The sequence below is a fragment of the Devosia sp. FKR38 genome, assembly GCF_005222805.1.
Lineage (GTDB): Bacteria > Pseudomonadota > Alphaproteobacteria > Rhizobiales > Devosiaceae > Devosia.
Genome location: NZ_STGC01000002.1, coordinates 962921 through 983100 on the forward strand (window position 1 = coordinate 962921; position 20180 = coordinate 983100).

General features: G+C 63.3%; 22 protein-coding genes and 1 tRNA gene. 10 read left to right on the plus strand and 13 right to left on the minus strand.

Annotated elements, in window-relative coordinates; translation table 11 throughout:
* Positions 1 to 7: 7 nt before the first annotated feature.
* Positions 8 to 190: a putative motility protein gene (locus E8M79_RS04705; RefSeq protein ID WP_137150752.1), complete on the minus strand. Its 183-nt coding sequence runs from the start codon at positions 188 to 190 to the stop codon at positions 8 to 10.
* 238 nt (positions 191 to 428) lie between these two features.
* Between E8M79_RS04705 and E8M79_RS04710 the strand changes: the two genes are divergently transcribed.
* Positions 429 to 1592 carry a sensor domain-containing diguanylate cyclase gene (locus E8M79_RS04710; RefSeq protein ID WP_137150753.1) on the plus strand — a complete coding sequence of 388 codons (1164 nt, stop codon included), beginning with the start codon at positions 429 to 431 and terminating at the stop codon, positions 1590 to 1592.
* A gap of 16 nt (positions 1593 to 1608) precedes the next feature.
* Here E8M79_RS04710 and E8M79_RS04715 read toward each other — a convergent pair whose 3' ends face one another.
* From E8M79_RS04715 to E8M79_RS04725, 3 genes are read right to left on the minus strand one after another with little or no spacing between them, the layout of a single operon-like run.
* A complete protein-coding gene (locus E8M79_RS04715) occupies positions 1609 to 2208 on the minus strand; it encodes a cob(I)yrinic acid a,c-diamide adenosyltransferase (protein WP_137150754.1) in 600 nt (199 codons plus the stop codon).
* A gap of 8 nt (positions 2209 to 2216) precedes the next feature.
* Entirely contained in the window at positions 2217 to 2417 is a 201-nt protein-coding gene (locus tag E8M79_RS04720) for a twin transmembrane helix small protein (RefSeq protein ID WP_137150755.1), read from the minus strand.
* Positions 2418 to 2423: 6 nt separating this feature from the next.
* Complete coding sequence (locus E8M79_RS04725) at positions 2424 to 3329, minus strand: LysR family transcriptional regulator (protein WP_137150756.1); 906 nt, start codon at positions 3327 to 3329, stop codon at positions 2424 to 2426.
* Positions 3330 to 3416: 87 nt separating this feature from the next.
* Here E8M79_RS04725 and E8M79_RS04730 point away from each other — a divergent pair, with 87 nt between their 5' ends.
* A complete protein-coding gene (locus tag E8M79_RS04730; RefSeq protein WP_171015705.1) occupies positions 3417 to 4364 on the plus strand; it encodes an NAD-dependent epimerase/dehydratase family protein in 948 nt (315 codons plus the stop codon).
* Here the strand turns inward: E8M79_RS04730 and gluQRS are convergent.
* The gene (gene gluQRS, locus E8M79_RS04735) at positions 4361 to 5260 is read right to left on the minus strand and encodes a tRNA glutamyl-Q(34) synthetase GluQRS (protein WP_248304885.1); all 900 of its coding nucleotides are present in this window, start codon (positions 5258 to 5260) and stop codon (positions 4361 to 4363) included. The two genes, E8M79_RS04730 and gluQRS, sit on opposite strands and share 4 nt — an antisense overlap.
* Here gluQRS and E8M79_RS04740 point away from each other — a divergent pair.
* The 5 genes from E8M79_RS04740 to E8M79_RS04760 all read left to right on the plus strand — a co-directional run bounded on the left by E8M79_RS04740 (position 5248) and on the right by E8M79_RS04760 (position 7832).
* Positions 5248 to 5898, plus strand: coding sequence for a DNA-3-methyladenine glycosylase (locus E8M79_RS04740; protein WP_137150758.1), 651 nt, complete (start codon positions 5248 to 5250; stop codon positions 5896 to 5898). The genes gluQRS and E8M79_RS04740 overlap by 13 nt on opposite strands.
* The gene (locus E8M79_RS04745) at positions 5895 to 6560 is read left to right on the plus strand and encodes a prolyl oligopeptidase family serine peptidase (RefSeq protein WP_137150759.1); all 666 of its coding nucleotides are present in this window, start codon (positions 5895 to 5897) and stop codon (positions 6558 to 6560) included. The genes E8M79_RS04740 and E8M79_RS04745 overlap by 4 nt, the downstream gene beginning before the upstream one ends.
* A gap of 89 nt (positions 6561 to 6649) precedes the next feature.
* A complete protein-coding gene (locus E8M79_RS04750) occupies positions 6650 to 7207 on the plus strand; it encodes an HNH endonuclease (protein ID WP_137150760.1) in 558 nt (185 codons plus the stop codon).
* 65 nt (positions 7208 to 7272) lie between these two features.
* Positions 7273 to 7536 carry a type II toxin-antitoxin system ParD family antitoxin gene (locus E8M79_RS04755; protein WP_137150761.1) on the plus strand — a complete coding sequence of 88 codons (264 nt, stop codon included), beginning with the start codon at positions 7273 to 7275 and terminating at the stop codon, positions 7534 to 7536.
* On the plus strand, positions 7536 to 7832 hold the full coding sequence (locus tag E8M79_RS04760; RefSeq protein ID WP_137150762.1) for a type II toxin-antitoxin system RelE/ParE family toxin: 297 nt from the start codon (positions 7536 to 7538) through the stop codon (positions 7830 to 7832). Before E8M79_RS04755 ends, E8M79_RS04760 begins: the two co-directional genes overlap by 1 nt.
* On the opposite strand, the gene E8M79_RS04765 is transcribed toward E8M79_RS04760, so the two are convergent.
* The 7 genes from E8M79_RS04765 to E8M79_RS04795 all read right to left on the minus strand — a co-directional run bounded on the left by E8M79_RS04765 (position 7829) and on the right by E8M79_RS04795 (position 12981).
* Positions 7829 to 8350 carry a disulfide bond formation protein B gene (locus tag E8M79_RS04765; RefSeq protein WP_137150882.1) on the minus strand — a complete coding sequence of 174 codons (522 nt, stop codon included), beginning with the start codon at positions 8348 to 8350 and terminating at the stop codon, positions 7829 to 7831. The two genes, E8M79_RS04760 and E8M79_RS04765, sit on opposite strands and share 4 nt — an antisense overlap.
* 158 nt (positions 8351 to 8508) lie before the next feature.
* Positions 8509 to 9189 (minus strand): outer membrane beta-barrel protein, encoded by a 681-nt coding sequence (locus tag E8M79_RS04770; protein WP_137150763.1) that lies wholly within the window; start codon positions 9187 to 9189, stop codon positions 8509 to 8511.
* 244 nt (positions 9190 to 9433) lie between these two features.
* On the minus strand, positions 9434 to 10084 hold the full coding sequence (locus tag E8M79_RS04775; RefSeq protein WP_137150764.1) for a hypothetical protein: 651 nt from the start codon (positions 10082 to 10084) through the stop codon (positions 9434 to 9436).
* A gap of 130 nt (positions 10085 to 10214) precedes the next feature.
* Positions 10215 to 11507, minus strand: coding sequence for a hypothetical protein (locus tag E8M79_RS04780; RefSeq protein ID WP_205747865.1), 1293 nt, complete (start codon positions 11505 to 11507; stop codon positions 10215 to 10217).
* A 317-nt stretch (positions 11508 to 11824) separates the two neighbouring features.
* A tRNA-Leu gene (locus E8M79_RS04785) sits at positions 11825 to 11908 on the minus strand.
* Positions 11909 to 11960: 52 nt separating this feature from the next.
* A complete protein-coding gene (locus E8M79_RS04790; protein WP_137150765.1) occupies positions 11961 to 12269 on the minus strand; it encodes an AzlD domain-containing protein in 309 nt (102 codons plus the stop codon).
* Positions 12259 to 12981 carry an AzlC family ABC transporter permease gene (locus tag E8M79_RS04795; RefSeq protein ID WP_137150766.1) on the minus strand — a complete coding sequence of 241 codons (723 nt, stop codon included), beginning with the start codon at positions 12979 to 12981 and terminating at the stop codon, positions 12259 to 12261. Before E8M79_RS04795 ends, E8M79_RS04790 begins: the two co-directional genes overlap by 11 nt.
* Positions 12982 to 13344: 363 nt before the next feature.
* Between E8M79_RS04795 and E8M79_RS04800 the strand changes: the two genes are divergently transcribed.
* A complete protein-coding gene (locus E8M79_RS04800) occupies positions 13345 to 14646 on the plus strand; it encodes an MATE family efflux transporter (protein WP_137150883.1) in 1302 nt (433 codons plus the stop codon).
* A gap of 83 nt (positions 14647 to 14729) precedes the next feature.
* On the opposite strand, the gene secA is transcribed toward E8M79_RS04800, so the two are convergent.
* Complete coding sequence (gene secA, locus E8M79_RS04805; RefSeq protein ID WP_137150767.1) at positions 14730 to 17474, minus strand: preprotein translocase subunit SecA; 2745 nt, start codon at positions 17472 to 17474, stop codon at positions 14730 to 14732.
* A gap of 371 nt (positions 17475 to 17845) precedes the next feature.
* Between secA and E8M79_RS04810 the strand changes: the two genes are divergently transcribed.
* Together E8M79_RS04810 and argJ are read left to right on the plus strand one after the other, a co-directional pair.
* A complete protein-coding gene (locus E8M79_RS04810) occupies positions 17846 to 18796 on the plus strand; it encodes a peptidylprolyl isomerase (RefSeq protein WP_248304887.1) in 951 nt (316 codons plus the stop codon).
* A gap of 150 nt (positions 18797 to 18946) precedes the next feature.
* A complete protein-coding gene (argJ, locus tag E8M79_RS04815) occupies positions 18947 to 20179 on the plus strand; it encodes a bifunctional glutamate N-acetyltransferase/amino-acid acetyltransferase ArgJ (RefSeq protein ID WP_137150768.1) in 1233 nt (410 codons plus the stop codon).
* Position 20180 lies beyond the last annotated feature (1 nt).

A 20180-nucleotide genomic window follows, 5' to 3' on the forward strand; every position in this document is an offset into this window, starting at 1 on the left:
TTAAGGGTCAGGCGCGCTTGTCCACCTGGGTGCCCTGTCCGGGCAGGGGCGGCGACAGCGCGGCCTGCGTCAGCGTGGTCAGCAGTTCGTTCTGCATCTCATTGGCCTTTTTGAACACCGCGATCTGGACGCTGTTCTGCGTCTTCATGGTGTTCATGGCCAGCATCTGCGTGGAGAGGTCGGCATTCATGTCGGACCTCCTTGTTGCTTGATGTCCATTTTCCGAGGCTAAGGGTCAGCCGTAAACAAAGCCTTCCGCCCCTGTGACAGTTTGATGGAAATACCACCCACTGCGTCGCGCCGGCACTGGCAGCGTTAATCCATAGCTAAGCCTGAACCAATCCAATCGCGCTTGCCGTGGCTTTTTCACTGATCCCTTACGTTTGTCGGGTGATGTGGGCATAGACGAGAGGTCGGACCCTAGCCCCATGATCTTGCAGGATATGTTCATCGCCATCATGCAGGGCACCGGCGTTCTGGCGCTGATGGCAATCCTGTTCGGCGTTGTTGAACGGCAGGACTGGCCACGCGGTGTGCGCTCGGTGGTCCAGGGGTTGGTCTTTGGCCTGGGCGCTGTCGCCGCGATCATGGCGCCCACCCATATCGGCGGCGGCGTGATGGTGGATCCGCGCGGCATTGTCATTGGTTTTGCTGCCGCCTTCGGCGGCTGGCCGGCCGCCCTGGTGGCCGTGCTCATGGGCGGGGCCTATCGCGTGTGGCTGGGCGGCTCGGGCGCGCTGCCGGGCGCTATTGGCATGGTCGCAGCGGCTCTGCTGGGCCTGGGCTGGCGCTATGGCCTGCGACCGAAAACCGCCGTAAAGGCGCGGCACCTGTTGGTGCTGGGGCTGGTGGTGTCCTGTTATGTGCTCACCGGCGCGATCATGGGCTATGCCAGCGTCTGGTCGCTGCTGACCCAGGTTGGCCCCTATGTGGTGATGGCATCAGTGCTGGGCGCGGTGGTGCTGGGCCTGTTTGTCGAGCGCGAGCTGGCGCAGATTCTGCGCGAGCAGGAGTGGAAGACCAGCGCGCTCACCGATTCCCTGACCGCACTGCCCAACCGTCGCGCCTTTGAACGTGGCATCAAGGGCCTGCGTCATCCCGATCAGCTGGCCGCATTGGTCATCATCGATCTCGATCACTTCAAGACCGTCAACGACACCTTTGGCCATGCGGCGGGTGACCATGTGTTGCAGCAGGTGTCACGCACACTGCGCGCCAGCCTGCGCACCCGCGATCTGCTGTCGCGGCTGGGCGGCGAGGAGCTGGCGGTGCTGCTGCCCGACACCTCTCTGGCTGTAACCCAGCAGGTGGCCGAGCGCCTGCGCCAGGCCATTGACGGAATGGCCATCGGCTGGGAGGGGCAATCAATCCACATCAGCGCCAGCTTTGGCGTCGCCCTGGCCAAGGGCGATACATCGTCCGCGGAGCTGTTCGCCCAGGCTGATGCGGCGCTCTACGCTGCCAAGCACGCCGGCCGCAACCGCGTGGTGTTCGCCGACGATTGGCTCGATCCGGCCGCCGAAGAGATCGTATTGGCGCTCGACAGGGCGCAGATGGCGCTGGACCATCCGGCGCCGCCCCGCGCCGCCTGAGGCGCGTCCGACCAGACTATCCGTCGCGTTTGCGCTGATCGCCATTGCCGCCGGGTACCCAGAGCACGTCACGGCTGCCATTTCCATTGGCCACCCGCGAGAGCACGAACAACAGGTCCGACAGGCGATTGAGATAGCGGATGGCTTCGGGATTGGTATCGGGCTCAGCGGCCGCCAGTTCGACGGTGATGCGTTCGGCCCGACGGGTAACGGTGCGCGCCAGATGCAGCGTTGCCGCCAGCGGCGAGCCGCCCGGCAGCACGAAACTGGTCAGCGGCTCCAGGCTGGCGTTGTATTGATCGATAGCGGCCTCGAGAGCTGCGGTCTGAACGGCCCGGACCCGCAGCGACGGATACTCGGCGGCCGGATCATCGGCGCCAGGCGTCGCCAGGTCCGAGCCGACATCGAACAGATCGTTCTGGATGCGGCTGAGCAGCATGTCGATGCGCGGCATGCCGGACGAATGCAGACGGGCCTGGCCGAGGCAGGCATTGGCCTCATCCACCGTGCCATAGGCTTCCACCCGCAGATCATATTTGGGCCGGCGCGGACCCCGCACCAGGCCGGTGGTGCCGTCGTCGCCGGTCTTGGTATAGATGACGTTGAGCTTGACCATGGTGCCGTTCAGCCCTGCCGTCCGCCGAACAGGAACAGCGCGGCCAGCAGCAGCGCCAGGGCAATGGCCTGCCCCATCACGCGCAGCCGCATCAGGCGCTGACTGGTGTTGCCTGGGCCGGCCTTGAGCATGTTCCACAGGCCCATGCCCAGAACGATGACCACGAAGAGCATCGCAAGCGCGATGGCGATGTTGAGCGCTGTTTGCATTGAGTCCTACCGAAAGGGTGCCTTGCCGTTGATATACGTTTCGAGACCCTCGGCAAGGGCATCATAGATCGCACGAATCCGATGTGAGGTGAACAATTCCCTGTGAGTGGTGAGCCAGACGTCCAGCGGCGGGATCTTGAGATCGATCGGCAAGGCCACCATGCCGGGGGTGCTGGCCACCAGTTTGGCCTGGCCAAAGCCGATGCCGAGCCCGGCCACCATGAGGGCCCATAGATGGGGCTGCGAATCGGAACGCAGTTGGAAATTGTCGCGCGTCAGGGGGAAGCCGAGGCTGCGGGCATGGGTTTCGATGGCGTCCGAGCGGTCAAAGCCGATCAGGTCGTGGTCGTAGAGGTCAGTGATTTGGCGGGGCGTGCCGCGCCGGGCGAGATAGTCGGCATGGGCGGCCGGGATGATCTCGATGGCGCCGAGGCGGCGCGTCACCAGTTCGAGCTGGGTGGGGCGGAACATGCGGATCGCGATGTCGGCTTCGCGCAGCAGCAGGTTTTCGGCGGAATCCGATGGCACGATCTCGACGGCAATGCGCGGATAGCGCTGGCGGATCGGCAGCAGCAGCTGCGGCAGCACGTGGTTGGAGATCATCTCGCTGGCCGTGATGCGCACCGTGCCGCCAAAATCATCCAGCGCCCCTTGGGCGACGATGGCCGCCTCGGCCAGCAGCGCCTGGGCGCGGGACACCGAGTCAAACAGCCGCAGCGCCGTGGCATTGGGCTTGAGGCCGGTGAGGCTCCGTTCAAACAGCGGCAGGCCCAGATCGGCCTCGAGCGTTTCGACATGGCGGCCCACCGTCGGCTGACTGATGCCCAGTTCCCGCGCCGCGCCGGACAGCGATCCATTGGCGACAACGGCGGCAAAGCTGCGCCACAGGGCCCAATCCGGCTCTCTATTCATAATTGAATGCCCGCTGTTCGATTTACGGCAATCGCACCACGACAATGAATGGCGCATGCTGGTGGTCAAGACAAGTGGAGAGCCAAAATGACCAAAGGCACTGTGACGATACTGGGGATCAACGGCCATATCGGCCATCACGCGGCGCGGGCGTTCCTCGCGGCCGGCTACAGCGTCATCGGCATGGGGCGCAGCAATCGCCATCCGATCAGCGGCGTGCGCTTTGTGCCCGGCGATGCGGCGAGCCTGGACGATCTCAAGGCTGCCATTGCGCCGGCCGATATCGTGGTCAATGCGCTCAACCTGCCCTATGACAAATGGGACAAGGGCCGGGCCGAGGCGCAGTTGGCCACAGTGATCGCTGCCATGGGCGAGGGCGGCAAGACGCTGATGTTCCCGGGCAATATCTACAATTATGCCGCCACGGACCGGTGGATCACGCCACAGACGCCGCAAAACCCGCAGACGCCGCGCGGCGCCATCCGCGTGCGGCAGGAAGAGATGCTGGCCGCCGCCAGCCGGGCGGGCAAGTTCCAGACCATCATCCTGCGCGCCGGCGATTTCTATGCGCCAGCCAATGTGGGCGACTGGTTCGACCAGGCCATGCTGACCGATATCGGCAAGGGCAAGATCCACCACCTGGCTGCGCTCGATCTCAGCCATGCCTGGGCCTACCTGCCCGATCTCGGCCGGGCCTTTGCCGTGCTGGGTGACAAACGCGCTGAACTGGGGGCTTTCGAGACCTTCCACTTCGCCGGGCATTATGTGACACATGGCACGATGATGGAGGCCATCCAGACCGCCTGGCCAAAGCCGCTGCAGGTGACGCCCGTGCCATGGCTGCTGCTGCAGGCCGTGGGCCTGGTCAATGGCGTGCTGCGCGAGATCGTCAAGATGCGCTATCTGTGGAACAACCCGATGGAACTGGTCGATCCGCGGCTCGATGCCCTGCTCGGTCCCGATTTCGCGACGCCGTTTCCTGCGGCCATCGCCCAGGTGGTTGGGCCGCTGGCAAAAGCGCAGGCGGCGGCCTAGTTCTCCAGCCCCACGGCGCGACGCACATCATCCGGCGTCCATCCGGCTTCACGAAGGCTCGCCAGCGATGGCGAGCCTTTCGATTTCGCCAGCTTGCGGCCATCGGCATCCAGGATCAGGCGGTGGAAGTGATAGATGGGGGAACTCAGGCCCAGCAGCATCTGCAGCAGCGCGTGGATATCGGTGGCCGCCTCCATGTCGCGGCCGCGCGTGACATGGGTGATGCCCTGCGCTGCGTCGTCGACGACAACGCTGAGGTGATAGCTGGTGGGCGTGCCCTTGCGCTGCAGCACCACATCGCCCCAGCGCTGGGGGCGGGCATGGCGGATTTGCGGTCGGTCGGTGATGAGGGGGCCCAGCACGGTATAGGTCAGCATGCCGACCCGCGCCATGGCCGCGCTGGTGTCGAGGCGGAACTGCACGGGGTCACCGCGCTCCAGCCGCTCGATCTGTTCGCCGCGATGCAGATGCCGGCAACTGCCCGGATAGAGCGGCGCCCCGTCCGGGTCGGTCTCGGTGGCGAGGGCAGCAATTTCGGTGCGGCTGCAAAAGCAGGGATAGAGCAGGTGCTGGTCGCGCAGCGCATTGCCGGCCGCGGCATAAGTGTCCATGCGCTGCGACTGGTGCATCACGGGCTCGGGCCAGTCGAGCCCCAGCCAATGTAGGTCCTGCGCGATGGCTTCGGTAAATTCGGGTTTACAGCGTTCGGTGTCGATGTCTTCGATGCGCAGCAAGGCGGTGCCGCCCAGCCGCGCGGCGGCCTGCCAGGTCACCAGCGCCGAATAGGCGTGGCCGAGGTGCAGCCGGCCATTGGGGCTGGGGGCAAAACGCAGGACAGGACGGGACGGATCGTATGGCACAGCCGGGTGATAACATGAGGCCGATGGTGTCGTCACGACGGCTCGACAGTGTTGCGGCCATTGCCGAGGCTCTCGATCATCTCGTGGCGCTCGATCCTCGTCTCGCGCCAGTGCGGGCCGTGGCGGGCGACGTCGCGCCCCGCATCACCGAGCCTGGCTTTGCCGGCATTGCCAAGGTGATCTGCGGTCAGCAGGTGTCGGTGGCCAGCGCCAGCGCCATCTGGTCGCGCTTTGCGGCGCTGGACGGCGCGCTCGATCCCTTGCGCTATCTCGACCTCAGCGAGGAAGCAGTGCGCAGCGTGGGCTTTTCGGGCAGCAAATACCGCACCGTGCGGGCGATCGCCGAGGCCATGGCCAATGGCACGCTGGACTTTGCGCATCTCGAAACCCTGCCGGTCACCGATGCTGTGGCCTATCTGGTGGCCCACAAGGGCATCGGCCCCTGGACGGCGGAGGTCTATCTCATGTTCTGCGCCGGGCACCCCGATGTGTTCCCGGCCGGCGATCTGGCCCTGCTCAAGGCGGTTGCGCATGGGCTCGGGCTTGACGCCCGTCCGACGATCAAGGACATGATCGGCCTCGCCACCGCCTGGGCGCCGCATCGTTCGGCCGCCGCCCTGCTGTTCTGGCGCTATTTCGCTGTCCTGCGCGACAAGGAAGGAATTGCCCTTTGACCAAGCTCTCCGGCCCCATGCTGCCACCCCGTTCGGGCGGCCTGCCGCAACAGGCCGTCGTGCTGCTGCATGGCTATGGTTCGGATGGCAATGATCTGATCGGGCTGGCGCCGCATTGGCAGGATGTGCTGCCCGATGCGGTGTTCATTGCGCCCAATGGTCCGGATGCCTGCAAGCAGTTCGCCGCGGGCTATCAGTGGTTCGATGTCAGCTTCGACGCGGACCAACTGGCCAAGCGCCAGCTGGGCGTGATCGGGGCGGCGCCGGTGCTCGTCGAGTTTCTGGGCGATCTGTGGAGCCAGACCGGCATTGCGCCGGCGCAGACGCTGCTGGTCGGCTTCAGCCAGGGCGCGATGATGGCGCTGCATGTCGGCCTGGCGCTGCCCAAGGGGCAGCAGCTGATGGGCATCATCGGCTTTTCCGGCGCCTTCCTGCCGCCCGAGGGCTTTGGCCAGGACGCGCTGGCGCGCCCGCCGGTGTGCCTGGTGCATGGGGACAGCGATGGCGTGGTTGATCCGGCCCATAGCGCTGAGGCCGATGCGGCGCTGCGGGCGGCGGGGGTGGATGTGCACTATCACGTCAGCCCCGGCGTCGGGCATGGCATTGCCCCCGACGGGCTGGCCTATGCGACGGCCTTCATCGCCGGTCTGCCGCAAAAATAACACTTCCTCCCCCGCTTCACAGCCCTGACACAAAGGGCCTAGTATAAAGGGGATATGGACTTACTCGATTCCCTTTTCGGGAGACTCAAGTGACCATTCACGTGTCGCCTGAGGCCTGTCCCGCTCTGGTTCTGAACGCCGACTTCCGGCCGCTCAGTTACTATCCGTTGTCGTTGTGGTCCTGGCAGGACGCGATCAAGGCGGTGTGCCTGGACCGGGTCAATATCGTCAGCCTGTACGACACGGTGATCCACTCCCCCAGTTTCGAGATGCGCCTGCCCAGCGTGGTCTCGCTGCGCGATTATGTGAAGCCGGCCCGCCATCCGGCCTTCACGCGCTTCAACGTGTTCCTGCGCGACCGGTTCCAGTGCCAATATTGCGGCTCGCGCGATGATCTGACCTTTGATCACGTCATTCCGCGTTCCAAGGGTGGCCAGACCACCTGGGAAAACGTGGTGGCCGCCTGTGCGCCGTGCAATCTGAAAAAAGCCAACAGGATGCCCAGCGAGATCAAGATGTTCCCGCATCAGGCGCCCTATCACCCCACGGTGCATGATCTGCACAACAATGGCCGCGCCTTCCCGCCCAACCATCTGCACCAGAGCTGGCTCGATTATCTCTATTGGGACATCGAACTCGAGCCGTAATGATGGTGGCCTTGCGACAGCCGTGACCAATAACTATTATTGGTTGGTAAGCAGGAGGCCGACACATGGCGATCAGTGCGGAACTGGGTGAGGCCCTCGAACAGGCCGTCAATGAGCTGGTGGCCACGGGCCGCTATCATTCCAAAAGCGAAGTGCTGCGCGAAGGCGTCCGCCTGGTGCAGGAGCGTGAAGCGCGGTTCCGGGAGCTCGAAGCTAAGCTTCAGGCCGGCCAGGACGATGTCAATGCGGGGCGGGTCCATCCGGCCGATGAGGTCTTTGACCGGATCAGGAGCCGGATCAAGGATGCAGGTGCCAAGAAGGCCTCGTGATGCGCGTCGAGCTGACGGCGCTGGCGGAGCGGGATCTGCTGGACATTGCGCTCTATATCGCTGCCGACAATCCGGCCCGTGCCCTGAGCTTTGTTGATGAGTTGCAGGCGGCCTGTGAGGGCCTGGCAAGCCAGGCGCTGCGCTTTCCGGTGATGGCTGGCTTTGAAGCCAGTGCCATCCGACGGCGCGTATATGGCCGCTATGGAATCTTCTACACCATTGGCGTCGACCGGGTGCAGATCCTGCGCGTGATCTCGGCGGCCATGGATATCGAGTCAGTCCTCGAGGGCGACTAGCCCCGCCGATTGCCGCGCATCTGGGCCCAGATCGAAATGCCCAGCAGGGTGACGATGGCCAGCGAGATCAGCGCATTGTAGCCGGCCAGCGACAGGCCAAAGAGACGGAACTGCACGACATCACAGCCGATCACCGGTGTCATATTGCTCAGCGCGTTGAAGTCCATGGCGTCGCCCACCCCGGTGCAGGCGGTGGGGCCGGGCCAAAAGCCCCATTCGACGCCGGCGTGATAGGCGCCCATATAGGTGCCCCAGACAAAGATCGCCGTGACGATCGCCATGACCAGATACCACACCGCCAGCGGCAGGCGGTTCCAGGTGACCAGCACGATGAGCAGCAGCGGCAGGCCGTAGTAATAGGCCATGCGCTGTTCGAGGCACAATTCGCACGGGTAGAGCCCGCCGATGATCTGGCTGCCCCAGGCCCCCAGAATGGTCGCCAGGCCCAGCACAAAGGCCAGTCCGGCCGATTTCTTGTCGAGTGGATGCGGCAGCGCGGCCATGGCAGGTTCCATCATGGTGGGATCAGGCATGGGCTGGATAGACCTTGGCTTGTGCGATTTCCAGCAAATAACGGGCAAATGATCGCTTGCCCGAAACGGCGACAGGCCCGGCAAGGCTTGCGCCTGACCGGGCCTGTCGTTGCATGGGATCGGCGGCCGAGGCCGCCGGGCCGTTAGAACTTGTAGTTGACGCCGCCGCGGATGACGCTGAAGCGCTGGGTGACGTCCGAATTGCCTACCGGAAGGCCGGCGTAGCCCTGTGTGCCCAGGTCGACATAGAGGTATTCGGCCTTGAAGGTGATGTTCTGGGTGGCCATGGCTTCCATGCCCAGGCCCACTGTCCAGCCCAGATGATTGGCGGACTGCGAGGTCACCACATTGGCCGGGCTGGTGACGCTGGCGGTGCCGCGACCAGCGGCAAAGCCGGCGGTCAGATAGGGCATGACCTGGCCAAAGCTCATGCCGGCGCGGCCGCGCAACGTACCGAAGAAATCCACACCGGTCTTGAAGGTACCGATGCCGGGAATGGCCTGCTCATAGCCCAGGTTGGTGCCCTGCAGGTCCGCTTCGGTGCTGATCACCATGCCGCCAAGATCCAGGTTGTAGCCGATCTGGCCGCCCAGCACGAAGCCGGTCGTGCCGTTGGAGGTCTCGGCGCCGCCGGCGGTGGGCTTGCGCAGCGCAGTGCCCCAGCCATAGCCGCCGCTGATGCCGGCATAAAAGCCTGACCAGCCCGAGGCCGGCACGGGGGAATAGATCGAGCCCGAGTCCCCACCGTTCCAGCCCAGGTCGGCTGCCATGGCGGCAGGCGAGAGCAACAGGAGTGCGGACAGCAAGAGGGACTTGCGTTTCATGGTTTAGCCTCGTCACGGGTATGCGGTGAACTTTGTGCTAAAATGCGACGCAAACGATTAATGCCTCGGTAAGGAATAGGGTTAACGCGCTGGCCAAGCCGCGATTTCCCCACGGCAAAGTCCCGCAGGCGGGTCACGCCTGTGTGCGTTGGGTCCAGCAATGTCATGATTTGGTGCCCCCCGCCGGACTCGAAGGGGGCCAGATCTAGGTAATCGTTTGCCTGGAGGGCCTACCACCTAAGGCCTAAAATCCCTTGTCCTCAAACAGGAACGCCATAGGTGACTTCGGGTCACCACCCTGTATCCGCAGGTTCAGCCCCTGAGGAGTTTGGTCCAGGACCTCGTAAGCCTGAGCAGCACCGCCTATTGGCGTTACGGCGTAGTCGGTCGTCCTAAACGCCCGAGTAAAGGTAACACCGAAATGGCCGACGCCATGGTCAGTGACGCTGGAGACGTTTTTCGATTTCAGTATCTCGCCAGCCGTGCCCAGCCGAACAAAGGCGGAAAGCCGCTCACTACCCGCAAGATGTACTGTGAGCTTCTCAAGTTCAGCAATCCGCCCGTCGTGCAACGCCTTCTCCGCTTCCTCAAAGACCGCAAGGCGGCGCGAAATGAAGAGGCGGAATAGTGCCGCTAGCAAGGCGACCGCCGCACTGGCGATCGTCAACCCGGTGGCATTGGGGAAGAAGGCACTTAGCAGCGCCAGCGTCGAGGCCGCAATTCCTATGCCGGTGACGATCGCATCGAGGCGTTCGGCCGTCTGTTCAGTCATTCTCGCCCCACTATTCTCGGCGACAGAGAACATTTCATCGTTCGCCAAGGTCACTCCGCCAAAGAGGCGTCGGCTCGGTTGGCTAAACACAGCAAAAAGCTCTTTGAAGTCAACCGGGAACATAGAGGGCGCTTATCCGCGCCAACTGTGTCGGGACGAAAAAGCTCGGCCTGGTGAGAGGCCGGGCTTGATTGGTCGGAGTAGAGTGATTCGAACAATTGTCCCCCTGCTCCCGAAGCAGGGGGCCCAGTGACTAGTCGTCTTCCCCGATGAGACCCTCATCTCGCTCTTTAGCCTCTTCCGCAATCCTCTCCCACGGCCAAGGCTCTGTGCGATACTTTCGATAGAAAAGGAGGCCCTTGTCGATAATAATGACAACGTCACTGCCCTCATCAAAAGCAATCACCAAGCCTTTTCCTTTATCGTCCACTTGGAGGCTATAGAACTTACGCAGAACTTTCCGCAAATTCGGCTTTTGTATACGAGGTTGGCGCGCGTGTGATTTTTGAAAGATCCAATCGACGGATAGCCCCTGCATAGCTTCGTTGTCAGGTGACTCCATTATTGACCACAAAGCGAAAGCATAGATTTGCGTCGCGTCTTTGCGTTTACGAATGCCCTCCGAAACGCGCTCGGCAAAATTCGCGTAGACAGCTGCTAGCTGGTCCGCATATTGCATTCCAGCATCATCAAGTTTTACAGAGTCAGCCAAGGTTGGAGCTACCTCTTGCTCCTCTTGAATCCCACTTGCAGTCAAGAAGCCGAGCGCGATTGACTGCAGAATTCCAATGTTACTGTAGCTGTCCTTGGCCGCTCGCTCGATAATAGCGCGCGGAACGTCAACGTTGAGAGCAGCGCAGCCCTTTTGAAAAGACTTGGCCAGTTCCTCGACGGTCCATCCAACGTTTACCTCCGTGAGACGAAGAGCGAGATCACCGTTTAGGAACGTTAAGTAGTTCTTCCGGTGCCAGATACCGACAATTATCACGTAAACGCCGTAATCCCAGAGCGTCTTGAGCTCGTGGGCAAATACCTCCCGTACCGGATGGGATAGGTAGTGGAAGTCCTCGATTACGATCCTCTTCCCTGAGGCCTTGATCACATCCGCAATAAACTCAATGTCAAGTTCGTTGCGGCCTACGGATCGAGTCACTTTCTCCGTGGAGATGTCGGCCGAGGCAGCACCCCCTGCCGTCACGGTCGCCTTTGCTAGCCATTTCCAGCCCGCCTCTGCTGTGCCCTCCAATGTCATTGAACCACCGAAGCCCGACGACTGTTGGACTGCGATCTTAATGTCCAGCTTCGCCAGGATCTGTGTGTAAATATCTGGCATCAGGTGATGGACCCGACATTGAACCACCACAGCGTCTTGGAAAATTCTCTGTCTTAACCAGGACTTGCCAGATTTAGACTCGCCTTTGAGCGCAATGTGCTGATTTTGTTGCGACAAATCGAGAAGTGCTTTGTCGAGTTTTCCTCGGTCTACGTACGAGTGCTCGCTTACCGTGGTTCGAAGGCCAAACACGTCAGTAGTCTTGATCGGCATTTGCAATCCCCTGAGAGCTCCCAATATATTCATGGCCGCTCCAATCCCACAGCGATTTCAAATCACGGATGTTAGGAAGCTAACAATTGTGGAATGCAAACCGGCCTCAGCCTTGGGAATGAAATGAGACTAGGCAGGTAGAGCGAATATAGGGGGAGCGTTTGTTGCGCGCTCCCGATTTTTTTGCGTGGATGGGTGGCTACCAGAGCGACCGCTTGTTGCCCGTCAAGAGAACGCGCCCCAAACGTGCCCCAGGTTGTACGACTCAAATAGAAACGCATTTACGTCAGGTAGTTGGAGGACACTCTCATGGTCTCTGGTGCCCCCCGCCGGACTCGAACCGGCACGCCTCGCGGCGGAGGATTTTGAGTCCTCTGCGTCTACCATTCCGCCAGAGGGGCACGGTCAAAGTCTCTAGCCCAGGTCGGGCCGGTCTGCAACGGGGTCGGCGGTTTATCCCGCCAGAGCCAGGCGGGCGAGATAAACGGTGAGCACCCCCAGGGCCATGGCCAGCAGCAGGCTGCGGCTGCGCCAATAGACCAGGCCCGTGGCCAGCGCCGCGATCAGCTCGGCCGGATTGCCCGTGGCCAGCGCCGGCGCCACCAGCGAGGCCAGCACGGCGCCCGGCACGTGGCGCAACCAGGCGGCGGCAAAGCCGTGGCGCGGCAGGCGGTTGGCCAGCAGCAGGCCCAGCGCCTTGACCGCAAAGCTTACCAGCGCCATGCCCAAGATGGCGGCGAGGGCCTGGGGGCTAGTCCACATGGCGCACGCTATCGGCTATGGCGCCGGCCAGACTCCCCGCCAGGCCGCCGATCAGCACATACCAATTGCCGGGCACCAGATGGGACGCGATGGTGGCGCTGAGCGCGGCGACCGCCCAGGGCAAGAGGTCGGCCTTGCCCTTCCACATGCCCAGCAGCAGCACGAGGAACGTGGCGGTAAAGGCGAAGTCGAGGCCATAGGTGGCCGGATCGGCAATGGCCGAGCCCAGCATGAAGCCCAGCAGCGTGGTCAGCAGCCAGCAGACATAGGCCAGCACGCCGCCACCGAGCAGGAAGGCGATGGTGCCGCGCCCCTGCTGCATTTCCAGCATGGTCATGGCCCAGGTCTCGTCCGAAACGATGCCCATCATCAGCGCGCCGCGTCCCGTCTGGTCGGGGCGGAACAGCGGGCGCAGCGTGGCGGTCAGCAGCAGATAGCGCAGGTTGATCACCAGCGCCGCCAGGATCAGCGGACCAATCGGCAGGGTGGCGGGCGTTGCCGTCCAGAGGTCGAGTGCGACGAACTGGGCGGAGCCGGCAAAGACCAGTCCGCTCATCAGCAGCACTTCGAGCTGGCTGAGGCCGGCGCCGCGCGCCAGCACGCCCCAGACCATGCCATAGGCGGCCACGGACAGCACAACGGGGATGCAGGCCCGGGCGCCGGCGAAGAACTGGTCGGCAAATCGTGTGCCATTGGACAGGGTGGTCTGCATGGCCCAAGCCATAGCGGGGCCTTGCATTTGATGCACTGGCAAAGCGCAGGATTGGCCATGACAAGTGGTGATGACGGGCATCAAACCCGGTGATTGCTGCCGCGGTGGAGGCGTTGACGCCTTTGGGCGGCGGGCGTAGAGACAGCGCCGTGTCATTGCTACGCCACCAGCGCCCGTCCAGCCGGCATCCTACTCTTTAGGGATGTGAACAGGTCCCCGCAAAGGTCCAACCCATTGTGTGACCCCTTTGCCCTATCGTGGGGGCCGTGATGTGACGCGTCTGTGTTCAGGTCTTGGGAGTTCAAGGTGAGTTTTCAATCCAGGCCGCTCTGGCAGCGGTTCGTCATTTTCCTTCTGCCCTTGATGGCCAGCAATATTCTGCAGTCGCTGTCCGGCACCCTCAATTCGATCTATGTGGGGCAACTGGTGGGTGTGGACGCTCTGGCGGCCACGGCGACCTTTTTCCCCATCATGTTCTTCCTGCTCAGCTTTTTGATCGGGCTGTCATCGGGCTCGACGGTGCTGATCGGGCAGGCCTGGGGCGCCCGCAATATCGACAAGGTCAAGCAGATCGCTGGCACGACGCTGGCCACCGCGTTCCTGATGGGCGTGGTGGTGGCCGTGGTGGGTGTCATCTGGACCGACCAGATCCTCACCGTTCTGGCCGTGCCGGCCGATATCGCCCCGATCACGGCCAGCTATGCCAAGGTGATGCTGGGCTGCATGCCGGGCTTTTTCCTGTTCATCGTGGCCACCTCGGTGCTGCGCGGGGTGGGTGACACCATGACGCCGCTGTTCTCGCTGGTGCTGTCGCTGGCGGTGGGCCTGGTGGTGACGCCGGCGCTGATCCAGGGCTGGTTCGGCCTGCCGCAGCTGGGCGCCAATGCGGCTGCTTTCGGCTCGGTGGCTGGCTTTGTCAGTGTTCTACTGTTCCTGTTCGTCTATCTGCGCCTGCGCGACATGCCGCTGGCGCCCGATGGCAAGCTGCTGGCGGCCATGCTGCGTCCCGATTTCGCGCTGCTCGGACTCATCCTGCGGCTTGGCCTGCCGGCGGGGCTGCAGATGGTGGTGTCCTCGATTTCGGGCATTGTGGTGGTGGGCCTGGTCAATCGCTTCGGCTCCAGCGCCACGGCCGCCTATGGCGCTTTGGGCCAGGTGATGAGCTATGTGCAGTTCCCGGCCATGTCGATCGGCATTGCCGCCTCGATCTTTGGCGCGCAGGCCATCGGCGCCGGCAAGGTGGATCAGCTGGGCGCCATCACCCGCACCGGCTTGATGCTCAATGTGATCATCACCGGCACGCTGATTGTGCTGGCCTATCTGTTCAGCGCGCATCTGGTGGCGCTGTTCATCACCGATCCGGCGGTGATCGACGTCGCCGAGACGCTGCTGCATGTGGTGCTGTGGAGCATTCTGGCCTTTGGCGGCAGCGTGGTGTTCTCGGGCATCATGCGCTCGAGCGGCACGGTGATCGCGCCCATGGTGCTGTCGCTGATCTGCATCCTGGGCATCGAACTGCCGGGCGCCATCGTGCTGAGCCAGACGAGCCTGGGCCTCACCGGCATCTGGGTGGCCTATGCGGCCAGCTTTGTGATGATGCTGGTGCTGCAGGGCTGCTGGTACCAGTTCGTGTGGCGCAAGAAGACCATCAAGGCGCTGGTGTAAGCGCCACCGCCCACCAAGACCCAGCCAAAGCAAAGGGCCCGGACAGATGTCCGGGCCCTTTGTTATTTCTGCTGTGCCGCGTCCTAGAACTGGCCGTGGCAGTGCTTGAACTTCTTGCCCGAGCCACAGGGGCAGGGGGCATTGCGCGAGACGCCAATCAGCAGCTTGGGGTCGATCGGCTTGAGCGAGGGATCGCTGCCCACCGCACCCAGCGAGTCGGCGATGGTGTCACCTTCATCGGCATCATTCTCGCCGGTCAGCGGGTCGATATGGGTTTCCTGCAGGCGGCTCAGGTCCGGGGTCGGCGGCGCCACGGGGCGCGGCTGCAGCACGATGTGGCTGAGCTGGGTGGTCACCAGTTCGCGCAGATTGGCCAGCAGGGCCTGGAACAGCTCATAGGCTTCCTGCTTGTATTCGTTGAGCGGATCGCGCTGGGCAATGCCGCGCCAGCCGACCACCTTGGACAGGTGGTCCAGGGTCACCAGGTGCTCGCGCCACAAGCCGTCGACCGATTGCAGCAGGATGGATTTTTCCACCTGACGCATGATGGTGGGGTTGGGCGTGCCAGCCGCTTCCATGGTGGCAATGGTGCTGGCTTCCTTGACGGCAGCCGCCTCGTCCACGGCGCCCTTGAGGCGCTCGGTGACGATCTCGGCATCGATGCCTTCCTCGGCTGCCCAGTCCTTGATCGGTACTTCGATGTTCAGATAGGTCTTGGCGGCGGCCTCGAGCTGCTCGATGTTCCACTGCTCGGGATAGGAGCGGGGCGGAATGGCCTTGGCGACGATGTTCTCGACAACGTCGTGGCGCATTTCCACGACGGTTTCCGAGATGTCCTCGGCATCCATCATTTCGATGCGCTGTTCGAAGATCACCTTGCGCTGATCATTCATCACGTCATCGTATTTCAGGATGTTCTTGCGGATGTCGAAGTTGCGCGCTTCCACCTTGCCCTGGGCGCGCTCGATGGCCTTGGTCACCCAGGGGTGGGTGATGGATTCGCCCTGCTCAAGACCCAGCTTGCCCAGCATGGAATCCATGCTGTCCACCGGGAAGATGCGCATCAGATCGTCCTGCAGGCTCAGGAAGAATGCCGAATGGCCGGGGTCGCCCTGGCGGCCGGAACGACCGCGAAGCTGGTTGTCGATGCGGCGGCTTTCGTGCCGCTCGGTGCCGATCACCATCAGGCCGCCAGCGGCCAGGGCCTTGGCCTTGTCCGACGCGATGGTGCGCTTGATCTCTTCGATCTTGGCCTCGCGCTCGGCGCCTTCCAGACCCTGGGTCTCGCGCTGGATGCGCATTTCGAGATTGCCGCCGAGCTGGATGTCGGTGCCACGACCGGCCATGTTGGTGGCAATGGTGATGGCGCCCGGCAGGCCGGCGTCGGCAACGATAAAGGCTTCCTGCTCGTGGTGGCGGGCATTGAGCACGTTCATGCTGCCCACGTTCTTCTTGCGCAGCAGCTCGGCCAGCATTTCGGATTTTTCGATCGAGGTGGTGCCCACCAGCACGGGCTGGCCGCGATCCTGGCACTGCTTGATCAGATCGGCGATGGCGTCGAACTTTTCGGCGGCGGTGCGGAAGATGGCGTCTTCATCGTCCACGCGCTGCACGGGCAGGTTGGTGGGGATGGTCACCACGTCGAGCTTGTAGATGTCGGCGAATTCCTCGGCCTCGGTGGCCGCCGTACCGGTCATGCCGGCCAGCTTCTCATAGAGGCGGAAATAGTTCTGGAAGGTGATCGAGGCCAGCGTCTGGTTCTCGGGCTGGATCTTGACGTGTTCCTTGGCTTCGAGGGCCTGGTGCAGGCCTTCCGAATAGCGGCGGCCGGGCATCATGCGGCCGCTGAACTCGTCGATGATCACCACTTCGTCGTTGCGGACGATGTAGTCCTTGTCCTTGCGGAACAGCTTATGGGCGCGCAGCGCCGAATTGGCGTGGTGCACCAGGGCAACGTTTTCCAGATCGTAGAGCGAGCCGGTCTTGAGCAGGCCATCGGCGGCCAGACGGGCTTCGAGCTTTTCGATGCCGGCGTCGGTGAAGGTGGCGGCGCGCTGCTTTTCGTCGAGGTCGAAATCGCCCTCTTCGATGATCGACATCAGATTGTCGAGCGTGGTGTAGAGCGTCGAGCGATCTTCGGAGGGACCCGAGATGATCAGGGGCGTGCGTGCCTCGTCGATCAGGATGGAGTCCACTTCGTCCACGATGGCGAAGGCATGGCCGCGCTGCACCATCTGGGCGCGCGTGTATTTCATGTTGTCGCGCAGATAGTCGAAGCCGAGCTCGTTGTTGGTGCCATAGGTGATGTCGGCGCCATAGGCGGCCTTGCGCTCGGCATCGGTCATGCCATGCACGATCACGCCCCAGGAGAGGCCGAGGAAATTGTAGATCTGCCCCATCCAGGCCGCGTCACGCTTGACGAGATAATCGTTGACGGTGACGAGGTGGGCGCCCTTGCCGCTCAGGGCATTGAGATACATCGGCAGGGTCGCCACCAGCGTCTTGCCTTCGCCGGTGCGCATTTCGGCGATGCCGCGCTCGTTCATCACCATGCCGCCGATCAGCTGCACATCGAAGTGCCGCATGCCCAGCACGCGCTTGGCGGCCTCGCGGACGGTGGCAAAGGCGGGGACGATCAAATCGTCGAGATCGGTACCCTTCTCCAGCTGGGCGCGGAATTCAGTGGTGCGGGCGCGCAGGGCGTCGTCACTGAGCTTGGCCAGCTCGGGCTCCAGCGCATTGATGGCGGCTACCTTGCCCTGGTAGCGTTTGACCTGACGATCCGATGGGGAGCCGAAAATCCGCCGGGCGAGCGCAGCAAGTGCCATATGCAAGGTCCTTCGGTAACTCATCGCGGCGCAGCGGGACACTGCGGATTGGCCGGGCCAGGCCTCGTGGCGCGATGAGAAAGCCTTTCCGGCTTTGAATTTCTGTATTCCCGCCGAGCGGCGGAAAAGCGCGTGAGATGTAAGAGCGCCCCCTTGTCTTGTCAACGCTGGCAAAATGGGCCAAACCTCCAGCGTGCAGGCGGGAAACCGCGCAGATGCTGGGCTTTTCGTCTGATCCCGCTCACGAAGTGCGGCGTGGTGCATTTGCCCCCTTGTCATTTCGGGCCGCGCCAAGCACAGCCATGGCACAGGAGTGCCGCACACATCCGTCCGGACACCCTGTTCCGCGCCGGCCAAGGAGACCGACCCCAATGATGTTTTCCCCCCTGCGTCTCGCCCGTCGTGCGAGCCTGCTCGTTGTGCTGCTGGCTGCCAGTGCGCTGACGCCCGCCTTTGCCCAGGATGCGGCGCCGGCTGCCGATGCACCTGTTGCGGCCGATGCCGCCGCGCCGGTGTCGCCCGATGCCGTGGTTGCCACGGTGGGTGGCGAGCCGATTACCGAGGCCGAGCTGGGCTTTGCCGCTGAAGACCTGGCGCAGGAGCTGCAGCAGATGCCGCCCGAGCAGCGCAAGGCGTTCCTGGTGCGCGTGCTGATCGACATGAAGGTGATGGCCAAGGCTGGTGCCGATGCCGGCATGGCCGACACGCCGCTGTTCGCCCAGCGCCTGACCTATCTCAAGGAGCGTGCCCTGCGCCGCGCCTATTTCGCCGACGCCATCGCCACTTCGGTCACCGAAGAGTCCGTGCGCGCCGCCTATGACAAGTTCGTTGCCGATTTCGCGCCGCAGCCGGAGATCCGCGCCAGCCATATCCTGGTGGCCACCGAGGAAGAGGCCAAGGCCATCAAGGCTCAGCTGGACGGCGGCGCCGATTTCGCCACCCTGGCCAAGGAAAAGTCGATCGATCCCGGTGCAGCCAATGGTGGCGACCTGGGCTTCTTCGGCCAGGGCCAGATGGTTGCGCCCTTTGAGGCGGCTGCCTTTGCGCTGACCGATGTCGGCCAGGTGTCCGATCCGGTGCAGTCCCAGTTCGGCTGGCATGTCATTCGCCTGGAAGAAAAGCGCGAGTCCAGCCCGCCGGCCTTCGAACAGGTTGCCGCACAGCTGCAGCAGCAGCTGCTGATGACCACGTTTGACAGCACGGTTGCCAAGCTGATGGAGGGCGTGGCCATCGACATTCCCGATCCGGCCCTGGCCGCAGCCGTGTCGGCGCAGACCGAGACCGACGCCGCTGCGGAAACCGCTGCGCCGGCCGCGCAGTAAGCCAGACCCGGGTGTGGGGGTGAAAGCCCCCGCACCCGCTGTTCGGACGGTGCCCCCTGGCAAAGTGCCGACATGGTGCCGCCTGTCTTGCGATTGCCGCATGTTTGGGGCACATCACAGACCTGTTTGCTTGCAACAAGGTTTGCTCTGATGGCCCATCCGGTTTCGCCCCTCGCCCCCACATCCTATCCGGAGCTGCCGACCATTGCCGGCGTGCGCTTTGCCACGGCCGAGGCGGGCATCAAGTACAAGAACCGTACCGATGTGCTGCTGATGGCTTTTGATGCCGGCACCACGGTGGCTGGCGTTGTCACCCGCTCGAAGTGCTCCTCGGCGGCCGTGGACTGGTGCAAGGCCAATCTGGCGGGCGGCGTGGCGCGGGGCCTGGTGGTCAACTCCGGCAATGCCAATGCCTTTACCGGCGTCAAGGGCCAGCGCAGCGTCGAGCTGACTGCCGACTACGCTGCCAAGGCGCTGGGCTGCGCGCCCAGCGAGATTTTCCTCGCCTCCACCGGCGTCATCGGTGAGCCGCTCGATGCCGGCAAGTTCGATGGCGTGCTCGATACCATGGCGACCCGGCTGGGCGCCGGCTCGTGGATGGAGCCGGCCAAGGCCATCATGACCACCGACACCTTCCCCAAGCTCAATGGCGCGACGCTCGAGATCGACGGTGTCGAGGTCAAGATCAACGGCATTGCCAAGGGCAGCGGCATGATCGCGCCCGATATGGCCACGATGCTCAGCTTTGTGGTCACCGACATGCCCATCGCCGCCCCGGTGCTGCAGGCACTGCTGGCCCGCCATGTGCAGACCAGCTTTAACGCCATCACGGTGGATAGCGACACCTCGACCTCCGATACGCTTCTGGCCTTTGCTACCGGCGCGGCTGCCGTCGAGCCGATCACCAGCCTGGACGATCCGCGCGCCGACGTGTTCGGCGAGGCGCTGCGCGATGTGCTGTTCGATCTGGCCATCCAGGTGGTGCGCGATGGCGAAGGCGCCACCAAGCAGGTCTCCATCCATGTTGAAGGCGCCACCAGCGATGCTTCGGCCTTCCGCATCGCCAAGGCCATTGCCGATTCCCCGCTGGTCAAGACGGCCATTGCCGGCGAAGACGCCAATTGGGGCCGCGTGGTCATGGCTGTGGGCAAGGCCGGCGAGCCGGCCGACCGCGATCGCCTCTCGATCCGCTTCGGCGATCTGCTGGTGGCCAAGGATGGCGAGCGCGCCCCGATCTATGACGAGGCGGCCACCAGCGCCTATATGAAGGGCCAGGAGCTAGACCTGACGGTCAGCCTGGGCCTCGGCGATGGCCGGGCCACGGTCTATACCTGCGACCTGACCCATGGCTACATCACCATCAATGGCGATTACCGGAGCTGAT

What these genes read in the sequence shown, in the direction of transcription:
- E8M79_RS04705 (WP_137150752.1), bottom strand. Translation starts at nt 190, where the DNA reads ATGAATGCCGACCTCTCCACGCAGATGCTGGCCATGAACACCATGAAG.
- E8M79_RS04710 (WP_137150753.1), top strand. Translation starts at nt 429, where the DNA reads ATGATCTTGCAGGATATGTTCATCGCCATCATGCAGGGCACCGGCGTT.
- E8M79_RS04715 (WP_137150754.1), bottom strand. Translation starts at nt 2,208, where the DNA reads ATGGTCAAGCTCAACGTCATCTATACCAAGACCGGCGACGACGGCACC.
- E8M79_RS04720 (WP_137150755.1), bottom strand. Translation starts at nt 2,417, where the DNA reads ATGCAAACAGCGCTCAACATCGCCATCGCGCTTGCGATGCTCTTCGTG.
- E8M79_RS04725 (WP_137150756.1), bottom strand. Translation starts at nt 3,329, where the DNA reads ATGAATAGAGAGCCGGATTGGGCCCTGTGGCGCAGCTTTGCCGCCGTT.
- E8M79_RS04730 (WP_171015705.1), top strand. Translation starts at nt 3,417, where the DNA reads ATGACCAAAGGCACTGTGACGATACTGGGGATCAACGGCCATATCGGC.
- E8M79_RS04740 (WP_137150758.1), top strand. Translation starts at nt 5,248, where the DNA reads ATGGTGTCGTCACGACGGCTCGACAGTGTTGCGGCCATTGCCGAGGCT.
- E8M79_RS04755 (WP_137150761.1), top strand. Translation starts at nt 7,273, where the DNA reads ATGGCGATCAGTGCGGAACTGGGTGAGGCCCTCGAACAGGCCGTCAAT.
- E8M79_RS04760 (WP_137150762.1), top strand. Translation starts at nt 7,536, where the DNA reads ATGCGCGTCGAGCTGACGGCGCTGGCGGAGCGGGATCTGCTGGACATT.
- E8M79_RS04765 (WP_137150882.1), bottom strand. Translation starts at nt 8,350, where the DNA reads ATGATGGAACCTGCCATGGCCGCGCTGCCGCATCCACTCGACAAGAAA.
- E8M79_RS04770 (WP_137150763.1), bottom strand. Translation starts at nt 9,189, where the DNA reads ATGAAACGCAAGTCCCTCTTGCTGTCCGCACTCCTGTTGCTCTCGCCT.
- E8M79_RS04775 (WP_137150764.1), bottom strand. Translation starts at nt 10,084, where the DNA reads ATGTTCCCGGTTGACTTCAAAGAGCTTTTTGCTGTGTTTAGCCAACCG.
- E8M79_RS04780 (WP_205747865.1), bottom strand. Translation starts at nt 11,507, where the DNA reads ATGCCGATCAAGACTACTGACGTGTTTGGCCTTCGAACCACGGTAAGC.
- E8M79_RS04790 (WP_137150765.1), bottom strand. Translation starts at nt 12,269, where the DNA reads ATGTGGACTAGCCCCCAGGCCCTCGCCGCCATCTTGGGCATGGCGCTG.
- E8M79_RS04795 (WP_137150766.1), bottom strand. Translation starts at nt 12,981, where the DNA reads ATGCAGACCACCCTGTCCAATGGCACACGATTTGCCGACCAGTTCTTC.
- E8M79_RS04800 (WP_137150883.1), top strand. Translation starts at nt 13,345, where the DNA reads ATGGCCAGCAATATTCTGCAGTCGCTGTCCGGCACCCTCAATTCGATC.
- secA (WP_137150767.1), bottom strand. Translation starts at nt 17,474, where the DNA reads ATGGCACTTGCTGCGCTCGCCCGGCGGATTTTCGGCTCCCCATCGGAT.
- E8M79_RS04810 (WP_248304887.1), top strand. Translation starts at nt 17,846, where the DNA reads ATGATGTTTTCCCCCCTGCGTCTCGCCCGTCGTGCGAGCCTGCTCGTT.
- argJ (WP_137150768.1), top strand. Translation starts at nt 18,947, where the DNA reads ATGGCCCATCCGGTTTCGCCCCTCGCCCCCACATCCTATCCGGAGCTG.